This window comes from Chryseobacterium salipaludis, assembly GCF_022968825.1.
GTDB lineage: Bacteria > Bacteroidota > Bacteroidia > Flavobacteriales > Weeksellaceae > Kaistella > Kaistella salipaludis.
On sequence record NZ_JALHKS010000005.1, the window covers coordinates 204,529 to 216,662 of the forward strand.

The 12,134-nt window shown below is 44.9% G+C and carries 6 protein-coding genes and 1 rRNA gene; 1 reads left to right on the top strand and 6 read right to left on the bottom strand.

The window, feature by feature from the left end; translation table 11 throughout:
- The first annotated feature begins 109 nt into the window (after positions 1-109).
- Complete coding sequence (locus tag MVI27_RS09935) at positions 110-1,714, top strand: BamA/TamA family outer membrane protein (RefSeq protein ID WP_246961408.1); 1,605 nt, start codon at positions 110-112, stop codon at positions 1,712-1,714.
- Between the two features lie 26 nt (positions 1,715-1,740).
- Here MVI27_RS09935 and MVI27_RS09940 read toward each other — a convergent pair whose 3' ends face one another.
- The 6 genes from MVI27_RS09940 to rrf form a co-directional block, all read right to left on the bottom strand.
- Positions 1,741-2,502 (bottom strand): LytR/AlgR family response regulator transcription factor, encoded by a 762-nt coding sequence (locus MVI27_RS09940; RefSeq protein ID WP_246961410.1) that lies wholly within the window; start codon positions 2,500-2,502, stop codon positions 1,741-1,743.
- Positions 2,503-2,575: 73 nt separating this feature from the next.
- On the bottom strand, positions 2,576-3,898 hold the full coding sequence (locus MVI27_RS09945; protein ID WP_246961412.1) for a RagB/SusD family nutrient uptake outer membrane protein: 1,323 nt from the start codon (positions 3,896-3,898) through the stop codon (positions 2,576-2,578).
- A gap of 77 nt (positions 3,899-3,975) precedes the next feature.
- On the bottom strand, positions 3,976-7,314 hold the full coding sequence (locus MVI27_RS09950) for a SusC/RagA family TonB-linked outer membrane protein (RefSeq protein WP_246961413.1): 3,339 nt from the start codon (positions 7,312-7,314) through the stop codon (positions 3,976-3,978).
- Between the two features lie 92 nt (positions 7,315-7,406).
- Complete coding sequence (locus MVI27_RS09955) at positions 7,407-9,965, bottom strand: zinc-dependent metalloprotease (RefSeq protein ID WP_246961414.1); 2,559 nt, start codon at positions 9,963-9,965, stop codon at positions 7,407-7,409.
- A gap of 127 nt (positions 9,966-10,092) precedes the next feature.
- Positions 10,093-11,661, bottom strand: coding sequence for a histidine kinase (locus MVI27_RS09960; protein WP_246961415.1), 1,569 nt, complete (start codon positions 11,659-11,661; stop codon positions 10,093-10,095).
- A 395-nt stretch (positions 11,662-12,056) separates the two neighbouring features.
- Positions 12,057-12,134 (bottom strand): 5S ribosomal RNA (rrf, locus tag MVI27_RS09965); the annotation flags it as partial.

Genomic DNA, 12,134 nt, shown 5'->3' on the forward strand with positions numbered 1-12,134 from the left:
AGAAATCTGCTGACCTGCAGCTGAAACAATTAATTATAATTTTATAAAGATAATTAAAACGATACATACGAAACCGTACTTTTACCGGTTTGATAGAGACAGCCTGCAAATGAAACTTCGCTTCAGTTTTTTTCTTTTTTGGATTACGTTTTTCTGCGCCGCACAGCAAGGCCTGCGACTGCGGGATTCTTCGTCGGGCGAAGAGGTCGTTAAAAAAGATTCTGCGGCTGCGGTTCAGTTTCTGGATTCACTGGCGCAGAACAGATATTATCTTACTAAAGTCCTGTCCGTCGAAAATACAGATACAGGCACTCTTATTATATATGATAAAGGCAAAAGTTTCAACACTGGATATATAAAACCGGATGAGGAACTACAGCAAACTTTTTCCTGGCCGGAAGAAATATATACAAAGAACATTGACTCGCTCCGAAGCACCATCAACAGTTACTTCGCAGATCAGGGGTATCTCTTTAACCGTGTTAAAAGCGATTACGACGGCATGAAAAACGGAGCGCCGCTAATCCATCTTTCGGTGGAAAAAAACGACCGTCGGACTATTGATGCGCTTGTTTTTAAAGAATATGAAAAAGTTCCCTGGCGATTTCGCAGAAATCTGGAATTGCAATATCTCGGCAAGCCGTATCAGACGAATACACTGCGACGTCTGCAAAATGAATTGCGCAACCATCCGTTTGTTGCTTTAATCAAAGGCCCGGAAACGCTTTTTACTAAAGATTCCACCCAGGTATTTTTAACTCTACAAAAGAAGAAATCCAACACTTTCGATGGTATTGTCGGCTTTGGTAATGATAAGAACGAAAAGTTCACGTTCAACGGCAGCCTGAATCTGCAGTTCCGGAATGTTTTTAACAGCTTCGAAAGTATTGATATTTACTGGCAGCGGAGCCCGGACCGCGGACAGAATTTCGATCTGAAAACAGATGTTCCGTTCCTGTTTCGCTCGAATGTAGGCGGGCAGCTGGATGTGCGAATTTTCAGACAGGATTCTACGTATGCTAATGTGAAAGTTATTCCTTCTCTGTACCTGTTGCGCGGATTAAAGCAGAAAACAGGCGTACGCGGAATCTTTGAGACATCAGCCGTTTTAGATTCATTATATACCCAGGCCAGAGACTTTTCACGTGCAGGTGTGGGTATCTGGTATGAATATAAAGTTCCGTCGGAGGTGCCGCTGTTTATACATTCAACAAAAATTACTGCGTCGGGCGACTGGCTATTAACAAGTTATGCGGCGGATGACGCTAAAACTTCTCACCAGGGGAATTTTTCAGCTCATGGAGAACATATAATTTCGCTTGGCACTCCACACTTTCTGCAGTTAAAGGCTGAAGGCGCTCTGCTTACTTCTGCACAAAACGCCGGACGAAATGAAATGCTGCGGTTCGGTGGCTGGAACTCCCTGCGCGGTTTTAACGAACAGTCACTTTTCGCCGATACATATTTATACGGTGGCGCAGAATACCGATATTTGGCGAATCAAGATGCCTTTTTTGATTTGTTTATACAATCAGGCTATTTGCAAAATGCAGCGTTCAATTTATCCACCGGACTCTACAGTTTCGGGCTTGGCTTTAACCTTAAAATACCTATTGGTATTCTTAACCTTCAGATTTCTAACGGCAATGAATTCGGCAACACGCTGCGATTTGCAGACACGAAGATACACTGGGGTGTGGTGAGCAGATTTTAAAATCGATCTTGCAAAATTGTTGTTTCTCATCCTTGCATTCGCTGCTTCCATTCTGCAATCTGGAATTTACTGATGAAGACTTCTGCATCCGTTTCGGGCGCTGGTTGAAGAACGAGCTCTATTTTTTGGCTTGAATGTTTTATGACTTCCTTGACGGATGCTGTGTTTACAATGAACTTGCGGTTCACTTTAAAGAAAAGCTTTGGGTCAATTCTGGTGATGATATCTTTCAGCGTATCGTCGTAGAGATAAGTGTGGTCGTCCGTCGATGTGATGAATAAGTATTTACCTGATGCAAAAAAGTACGCGATCTGCCTTTCGTCCAGCGACCTTATTTTATGACCGTCTGTCACCACAAACTTCCGGATGATGCTCTCCCCTGTTTTGCTCAGGTTCGCCAAGGCTTGCAGTGTATTTGCGGGCTTCATGCTCTGTCGGATTGTTATAAATTTTTCCAGGGCAGCGTAGAGCTGTTCAGGCTCAAACGGTTTTAGAATATAGTCGATGGTGAAATGGCGAAATACTTTGATAGCATATTCATCATAAGCCGTAATGAAGATCACTGGCGTACGAAGCTCCACCTCTTCAAAAATGCCAAGACTCTTACCGTCTCCCAAATGAATATCCATAAAAATTAGGTCCACCATATTTTCCTTGAAGAACTCAATAGCTTGCTTTTTCGACCGTAAGCTGGTGATTGTGGAAAACCCGATGACGTCCTGACTTTCTAAAATCTCTTTCAGATAGTTCAGCGCCAGCAGTTCATCTTCTACAATTGCAACTCTCATACAGTGCAAAAGTATAAAAACCGCTCAAACTTTCGTCTGAGCGGTTGCTGTAAAAAAAATGATATGAAGTAATTTACAGGTTGGGGTTGTTTGCCTTCGCAGCAGGCGGCACTTCAATGGTGTAGCGCACGTCGTTTGGCTGTAACACATACTGCATTCCGCTAACGGTATGGGTAATTTGTTTCTGGTCGGCTCTTCTCAGATCGAACCACCGGTGCCCTTCGGCAGTAAATTCGCGGAAACGCTCATCGAGGATGAACTTCATGAAGTCTGTGGCGTTCATCGCGGCTACCGTGGTTTGGATGTTCGCAAATCCTGCTGCAGTGTACCTTTTCGACAGAACCGTCATTAGCGCATCTTTGGCCTGTGAAAGCTGTCCGAGTTTCAGCAGCGCTTCCGATTTAATGAAATACAGTTCAGCCGTTCTGAATGATACTCTGAAATCAGTACTTCCGCCTTTTTTCAATTTATATTTACTGCCCGATTTTTCAAAGTAAAGTCCAAAACGCTTATCATTTGTTTGGTCATAACTGCCGATGAGTTCAGGCGAAGCAAAAGACACATTCTGCACCGCATTGTTAAACGCATAATCCAGTGACATGATCGATTCCTTTGAGTCGAAACGGCTCGGCACGGTGGCAGCCGTAGCATTCAGATCCACCAAGTCGTTTTGGATGAACAAAGCGGCATTGACAAAAGTGAGCGCCGCATCATAATTCTGCTGATACAGTGCCACGCGCGCCTGCAATGCTTCGAGAGCCGCTTTTGAAAAACGGTAACGCGTAGACTGCTCCTGCTTTGCTTTCACCATTAAAGTTTCAGCTTGTGTAAGGTCTGCATGAATCTGATCGTACACCTGCTGCACCGAGGAAGCGGGTAATACCTGCTCAAGATCGATCTCAAGGCTGATCGGAACGCCGTTGTCCGAAGCTGCCGTTGTCTCGTTGTATGGCTTGCCATAAAGGTTTACCAAATCAAAATAAGAGTAAGCTCTTAACGCATAAGCCTCGGCTAGAATCTGATTTTTTTCATCTCCTGCAGCCATGGTCTTGACTCCCTCATTGATGGTTTGGTTGAGATAAAAAATGGTGGAGTAAAAGCTGACCCACGGAAACTGTGTGGTTACCGCGTCGAGGTTGGAATCCTTCCACATGGTGATCTCACGGTAGTTAGGGAAATCCATGCTGTATTCATCCAGATTCAGTTCATCAGTGCGCAGTGCTGAGAGCGATTTGTGCGCAGGATATTTGGCATAAGCCGAAGTAAGTACCTCGCGGTAATCTTCCGTAGAGGTTGGGATCACTTTTCCCTCGGGTTGAATGTCGAGGAAGCGGTCGCAGCTTACCGTGCTCAAACTGAGCGCGGTAGCGGCTGCTATGGTGAATATTCTTTTCATTGCTGATGTATGCTTTTTTGGCCACTGCTGTTCGGTCTTTAAAAAATTCAGAACAGCCGTCGCCTTTTTAAAATGTGTTAAAATGAAAGGTTCAGTCCTACCGTCACCGATTTCTGGATCGGTTGTGCGTAGATGTTCCCGTAAGTTTCAGGATCGAAATAACCGTCGTAGCCGTTGCTGAAAACAAACAAATTGCGGGCTTCCACATTCAACCGCAGTGATGAAACGCCTACCTGATCGGTAAAATTCTTCGGCAGCGTATAGCCCAGACGGATACTGGAAATCCGCAGGTATGAAATCTCTTTCGCCCAGATGTCCAGCAGCGCATAGGTGTTGGCGCGGTTGTCGGCAAACCATTTGTTGGCCATCCAGCCGTCAGGATTTGCGTCGATATCACCGCCGGTGATGCCCGGCAATGTACTGCCCGCCTGCCAAATGTCCTGAGTATAGTTTCTTCCACGATCCAGTTCCATACCGCGGAAAGACGGTGAGCGCATCACGGTTTGCTTCAGATTAAAAGCGGCAGAAACAGCAAGATCAAAATTCTTGTATTTAAAATTATTGATGATACCGCCCGTATACTTCGGGTCGCGGTCGCCTATGTAGGTGAACAGCCCGCGGATTTCGGAGTTGCTGAATTTCGTGCCGACCAGCTGACCCGGGTAAAAATCGTCCCACTCATCAAACAATTGAAAGAATTCCGAAGCACTGACTTTGTCGTTGCCTTTCCAGAACAGCGGGTTGCCGTTTGAATCTATTCCTGCCGTTTTCAACGCAAAAACCGCATTCACAGGAAGACCGACTCTGGATGGCAAAGTAGAATTGTCCCGCACCTGCTCATCTAATACCGTGCTCTTATTGTGCGCAAAGTTGATGGTGGTGCTCCATTTGAAATTGTCGTTATTGATATTCCTTGTGGACAGTGCAAGTTCAAAACCTTTGTTAGTCAGGCTGCCCCAGTTCACCAGTGTATATTCAAAACCCGTTTCCAGTGGAGTTTCCTTCATGCTGATCATGTCGGTACCCTTTCGGTGATAAACGTCTGCAGTAAGGTTGATTCTGTTGTTGAACAAACCGAGATCTACGCCCACATTGGTGTTGGTGGTTTTCTCCCAGCGCAGTTTACCGTTTGGCGGACTGATGACATTGATGATGTCTTCCTTCGTTCCCGGCAAAATGCTCGTGTCGCTGTATTCACCGATGAAATACGGCGAGGTATTTCTGTCGATGTTGCCCTGCAAACCATAGGAACCACGGAATCTCAGATTAGAGATGAAATCCACATTCTGCATGAACTCTTCGCGCGAAGCCAGCCAAGATGCCGAAGCCGCCCAAATCGGCAGGTAACGGTATTTCTTATCTACACCGAAAAGGTTGGTACCGTCATATCTGGCGCTTCCGAAGAAGGTATATTTCCGGTCAAAAGTGTAGGATGCCGTGGCATAGAAAGAAGCATATGCATTCTCGATCGGCGCGATTTCTCGGTAAGCTTCGAATCGCTTATCCGAAGCATAGTTGGAGCTTGGGAAGACAATCGGGGTCGCTCTTTTGGTCACGGGATTATAACCGAAAGCTTTGGTCACCGTCGTATTGTCCATGGTTTTTCGCAGTTCAGAACCTGCCATCAAATCGATTTCATGACGGCTGCCAATTTTGGTGCTGTAGAGGGCCTGTAATTTCCAGTTGTATTGAAAGAAATCATTGTCCCAATTTTGCTTAATGGCGCCCTCTGGCAGGAAATATTTATAGCCGCCGTTCTGGTAATAACGCGTAGCCTCTTTCAGCTTTCTGGTGAAGTAGGTGTTTTGTGCAGCGTATTTTTCGCTATCGTTCACATCGTATTGAATACCAAATTGTGAAGCGAGCTTCAGTCCTCTCGCCAGCTTATAGTCAATATCGAGGATGGCTTTCAACGATTTATTCTTCAGCGAATAATGTGTATTCTCTCTTTCTTCGAGGAAATTGAACGGAATGTAACGATCGTCGAAACCGTCGATGTCGCGATCGTATCGGTAAGAACCATCCGCATTGAACGGCGTTAGATACGGATTCACATTTCTGGAATAGTTGACGGGATTGATGGACGCATCGGCATCGGTCACAAAGGATTTTCTCTCGCTCTCGGTACCGAAAACGGAAATACCAACATTCAGTCTATCGTTGACTTTATAATTGTTTTTTAAAGTCAGGTTAAAACGCTCGAAGCCCGTACCGATGGTCGTTCCCTGCTCGTTGAAATAACCCAGCGACAGGTAGTAGTCCGAATTGTTGGTGCCGCCCGAAACGCTGGCGCCGTACTGATGGTTAATGGCGGTGCGGTACAGCAGTTTGCCCCAGTCGGTATTGTTGCTGCGCAGCGCACTGATTTGTGCTTGTGCCTCCGGGTTCAGTGCTTCCCAACCGCCTGCACGGAATGCATTGAGTTGATTGGTAGCGTTTAGGATGCGCATCACTTCGCCTTTGTCGTCGCGGAAAGTAAGCTCAGATCTGCCTGCGAGCATCAGTTCCAAATCTACTTTTTCCGAAGCGTTCAGCAGATTTAGTTTTGAGAAATCAGGGCGAAGGTTTACAAAAGTATCGGCACTGAAGTTTACCTTCATCGCACCTTTCATGCCTTTTTTGGTGGTAATAGAAATCACACCGTTGGCTGCTCTGGCGCCGTAAATAGCCGTAGCCGCGGCGTCTTTTAATATCGTAATATCTTCTATATCGTTGGGGTTTAAACCCGCAATAGAGAAATTCTGTAACTGATCCAGGTTGTCTTTATCGCTGAAGTCCGGCACATCATTTCCTTCCAGCGGCAAACCGTCAATGACCCACAATGGATCCTGCGGTCCAGAAAGCGAAGCCGTACCACGAATTCTGATTTTTGCAGGACTGCCTGGCGCTCCCGTTTCGGGCGTGACGACCACACCCGCCACCTGACCTTCCAACAGTTTGTCCACACTGGCTACACCTGCCTGCTGAATATCGTTCATCTTCACGGTATTCACCGCAGAAGTCAGTTTGCGCTTTTCGATTCTCTGATAACCAGTAAGCACTACCTCCTGAATGCTCGATTCCTTATTTGAAGTGCTGACAGGTTGCAGTTTTACAGTGTACTGCACCTGGCCCGGATACAGCTGCAAAATCTCAGCTTCGTAACCGGGAAAGCTGATGGTGACGGACTGGGTTTCGGCAGGGATTTCCAGCGAGAAGTGGCCCTCCTTTGTCGTGATGGAACCTACCGAAACACTTTCGATAATGCCTGCCTCCGAGGTGGCAGAAGAAACCGACTGTGCATCAATTTTCACTGAAGCACCTACCAAGCCTTTGGCCGTGGTTACGTCCTGCACAGTTCCTGTGATCACCCTCTTCTGCTGGGCGTAGGCCATGCTTGCAGCCAGCAGAGGTAAAAGAACTAATGATTTTTTCATTTACTATGGTCTGTATTTTTTAGCCGTTCCCTGTTCTGTACGAGTGATCGTGGTTACTTTGACGGCTGTTCTTTCTTATGTTTAAATACGGTTTATTTTAAAGCTTCTTCAATGCGGATGATCAGGTCCGCGTAGTGCGCACGCGTTGCCGAATCTCCGCTGTTTTTCCTCTTACGAATGAGGTTTAAAACATTTTGCAGCTCGGCCCTTTTGTAGGTCGTTACTTCGGAGACGCGTTTCATCGATGAATAGTTGATGTTGCGCAACATTTGGTCTTCACTCAGATAATTGCAGAGCATCGGCACGCCCAAAGTCTGCTGTACCGAAAGCGCCTTAACGGCCGTTTTCTCGAACAGTTTATTGGTAGATACAATCAGTGCATCAACATAATTTTTCTGGGTCATCCGTTCCAACATACCCAGGTTTCCTTTCTTGCCGAAAGCTGCATCGCGCACTTGGCTGAACAGATTTTGAACGGTATAAATTTCTGCGTTTGTTCCCAACTCTTCGCGCTTCAGTTCGGTTTCCAGCATGCGCAAAAGACGGTCGTCGGTAAAGAGGTAATAAATGACGGCATATTGCATTCCGCGCGCAAGCGTGTACGGGGACTGCTCATACGGCCCGACAGGTGTTTTCTTCACCGCATAAGTTTTCTCCAAAATCGGATTGAAGAACAACCATTTCGGCAGATTAATGACATTTTTGTTCAGATAATCCACCGCTTTCCGCTGCATCTGCGCAGGCACAGGTTCGTAGGCTTTTTTATTATTTCCGAATACCAGACGGTCCAGATAAATCCCGCCCACATTTGCCATCACATGATGACTGTATAAGTCCCATTGTCCTACCGCACCATAATATAATCTACCCGCATCTTCATACGTTTTGCCGTTTTCATAAGTCCACGCAAGCAGGTTATCTACCACTCTTTTCAGGTTCATTACACCATATTGGCTGGCCAGCACAGCGTCATTGCCCAAGTCTTCTGACTGCGAGCGCGGGTCCACCGTATCCAGATAGCTTTGTTGCTCGCCGTAAAAATATTTGGGGTCGTTTTCATGGTCGGCGATTAGCTTTTTGAGCGCCGCTTTTTCTGTATACATATTGGGATACCAACGGTAGCCCCATTCTATGGCGTATTTGTCATAAACACCGATCTTCGGTGTAATGGCGGTAACACCGTCCTCCGGCTGCGCCACATAATTATAACGCGCATAATCCATGATGGATGGTGCGGTGCCGCCCATTTTATCGGTAAATTCTTTCGAACGCAAAGCTTCCACGGGATACGCGAAAGATGCGCCCATGTTGTGCTTGAGTCCAAAAGTATGGCCCACTTCGTGCGAGGAAACGAATCGAATGGCCTCGCCCATATGTTCGTCGCTGAATTTATTGCCACGCGCTTTTGGATCGATCGGGCCTGTCTGGATGCGCATCCAGTCGTGCAACGATGTCATCACATTGTGCCACCAAACGATATCTGACTCCAGAATTTCGCCGCTTCGGGGGTCCACAACTGATGGTCCCATAGCATTGGCTTTCGGAGAGGCAACATAGGTAATCACGGAGTAACGCACATCGTCAATGTCGAAATCCTTATCATTCTCGGTCGGCATTTTGGCGATGACCGCATTTTTAAAACCTGCTTTTTCAAAAGCAACCTGCCAATCGTAAACGCCTGCAATAATTTTATCACGCCATTGCGGCGGCGTAGCAGGATCGATATAGTAAACGATTGGTTTCTTCGGTTCTACCGATTCACCTCTCAAATATCTTTCTTTGTCTTCATCTTTTGGCTCCAAACGCCAGCGCGTGATGAGCTTCCTTTCCTCCATGCGCTGTTGACTGTCGTTAAAAAACCAATGGTTCTCGGTAAAATAGCCAACTCTGTCGTCGGCGAAGCGCGGTTGCATCGGTGTTTTGGACAGCAGAACGATATTGCTGGTCACCCCTAAAGTCACGGGCAGATCTACTCCGCCCTCATTGACTGAAGTCGTCAATTGTGATTTAACTACAATATTCTCAGGAAAAGTTTTTACCGCCTCAATGTAGGAAAGTTCAGATTTTACCGATCCGCCTAAGCCGGTACTGGCCAAGACATCGTTAAAGCTCTTTTTATTCCCGTCAAAAATCTTATTGACCTTGATGGCAACTGAGGTGGAATCCGCATTTTTGGCTTCGACGTCAAAGACTTCAATAATTGATTCCGCAAAATTTTCTCTAACGGATTGGGTGATGGCATCTTTTTCAGGCGACGAAACTTTTGGTGTGGACGTTTTTACCCAAACTTTCTTCGCCACTTCATCATGATGAAATGTGATGACTTTGTTTTCATAGTTCATCCCTTTATTTAAGCCGGCTTCGTTCACTTCCATCGGCACCTGCGAAATTTTGTTGACAATCAGGAACTGGCGATTCATTAGCGAATTGGGAATCTCGAAATACACATCCGTTCCTTTAACGATGGTATTGAACATCCCCTTGGTGTAGGTCGCTTTTTTGATTAGCTCTTCCATCTTTTTCATTTTCTTGGAAGAACTTGCCTTTTCCGTTTTTTCTTTATCGCTTTTTTCGCTGTCTTTCTGCTGCGCATTTACCGCTGTGGAAAAAAGCGCCAGTCCGAAATAAATTGCTAATGTATATTGCTTCATTTACCGTTGTTTGAATTGCGACAATGACAAAAATCACCGTCGGCAGAGAGTAAATGTAAGGGCGAATCGAGGGGAAAATGAAATATTGGGGAGTGAACGGATAGAATATGGGAGTGAACGGATGCTTTCAGTGCAGCAGCGGCAATTTGCAGACGAAATACCCGTCTTTGGCCGCAGCACTAAAATGGTATTTCCCAAAAAATCGATAGGCCTGTTGTAAATATTGCAATCCGAAGCGTTCTCCCTGCGGCAGTTCATCTTTGAGTTGTAATGTATTGTTGATAGTGACGGAATAATCGTCAACGGTTATGCTAATCTCCAACGGCTGCTCCGCAGTAGCAATATTATGTTTGATGGCATTTTCCACAGCAGTCTGCAGCGCGAGGTATGGTATTTTTTTAGTTAAAGCTTTGTCACTAGTGACGTTTAGCTTAAAGTCGATTTCTTCTGAAAAGCGTGCCTGCTGTAGAACCATGTACTGTTCTACAAAAGCCAATTCTTCTTTCAGCTTTACCAAATTATGTTCGGGCGGTACCATCAGATAACGGTAAATTTTGGATAAGTTCATTGTAAACTCCTGCGCTTTATTTTTATCGAAGCCGATGAGCATATACAATGAATTGAGAGAGTTGAACAAGAAATGCGGATTCATCTGACTTTTCAATTGCCGAAGCTGACTTAATGCCTGCTCTTTGTGCATAATTTCATTGTCGACGAGCAGCTGCCTCTTTTCGAGTTCACTTTTTTCCTTAGCGCGGTAAGCGATGTTTGTTGCATTGTAGAAAAGCACGAAAATCAGCAGAATCAGCAGGAAAGTGGAGAGGAAAATAACCGCTGTATAAAATCTTGTTTGCCTCACATTTTCATCGATGAGAAGGTTGGCATAATTGACGGCAACGAAGCCGTCGAAATTTCCAGTTTTCAATGGTTTGATAAATCGGGTTACGTCGATACCAAGATATTCTGAAAGTGCAGTGGTTTCATTATTTGCATTCGAATCTAAATCGCGTAAATCTTCTAGTCTGATATCGGTGAAATCAAAAATATTCTTGCCGATAAACTTTTGTTCGGGATGCGTAATGCAAGTTCCGTCCTTGGTAAACACAAATGCATAATTATTTTGATTTTGTCCCACCTTTATAAAATGTTCATGCAGCTGATCAAGATTAATTGTTGACCCAAAATACGTCTTTCGACCGCTTAAGCTCACACTGTCATAGGAAATCCAGTTTATTTCACCACCGCCCGAAATTAAAAAATTGCGGATACTGTCATCTGGAAAATCCTTTCGCCATTCATGACCGCTGGCGTTTTTCTTTAATGCTGCCTTCAATAACTTCTGATTATTCGCTTCCCAATCGCTCTGACCGTGGAAGTACCAATTATATTGTACCAGATTCTGCGCGTCATTCAATCTGTTTAATACGGAAAACTGCATTTCGTAAGTGTCACTTGCACTACTCTTGACCATTTTTTGTAGCAAGTGATGGTAAGTATGTATTGCTTTAAACTCGCGCTCTACTAATTCGTATTTAGTTAGGAAAGCTTTACGCGCAAACTCTTCATTGCTGCGAAAGGCTTCCGCCGTAATCAATCTACTCAGAATAGCGAGCGCCATGACGACTATTGCAGCCAGTACTACAGCAATTGTGTACACAGAGCTTCTCGATAAGGTAAAATGAGAGCGGTAATTCAACGTAATACTTTTTGCAAAGATGTGCATTTTATGGCAAGTATAAGGCTCAGTTCTGTATGGATAAAAAATAAAAAGATTAAAGAGAGGAATCATTTTATCTTATTTTAGATTATAGCCAATACGTCTGGACCAGTGCTATTTTAAAATGCAAAATTTCCAAATCATTTTTAAATGGAGATTTTGAAAAAAATTCCGAGCAACCGTTCACATTACTGCCATCCAGCAAACTAAAAAATATTCACCGAAAAAAGGATAATAACCACGAACGCAGGTCTCTCTTAATCTTTCCTAAAAAGGCTGTTCTAACGTCGCTTTAGAACTTAAAAGCCAATAACTTTACAGACTACCCGCAATCAAAAAAAGCTCATCAAAAAAGATTGATGAGCTTTTAAAAAGACTGGCGGCGACCTACTCTCCCGCTATTCGCAGTACCATCGGCGCTAGAGGGCTTAACTTCTGTGTTCGGAATGGGA

Excerpts from the sequence above, each read along its gene's own strand:
- MVI27_RS09935 (WP_246961408.1), top strand. The coding sequence starts at position 110 with ATGAAACTTCGCTTCAGTTTTTTTCTTTTTTGGATTACGTTTTTCTGC.
- MVI27_RS09940 (WP_246961410.1), bottom strand. The coding sequence starts at position 2,502 with ATGAGAGTTGCAATTGTAGAAGATGAACTGCTGGCGCTGAACTATCTG.
- MVI27_RS09945 (WP_246961412.1), bottom strand. The coding sequence starts at position 3,898 with ATGAAAAGAATATTCACCATAGCAGCCGCTACCGCGCTCAGTTTGAGC.
- MVI27_RS09950 (WP_246961413.1), bottom strand. The coding sequence starts at position 7,314 with ATGAAAAAATCATTAGTTCTTTTACCTCTGCTGGCTGCAAGCATGGCC.
- MVI27_RS09955 (WP_246961414.1), bottom strand. The coding sequence starts at position 9,965 with ATGAAGCAATATACATTAGCAATTTATTTCGGACTGGCGCTTTTTTCC.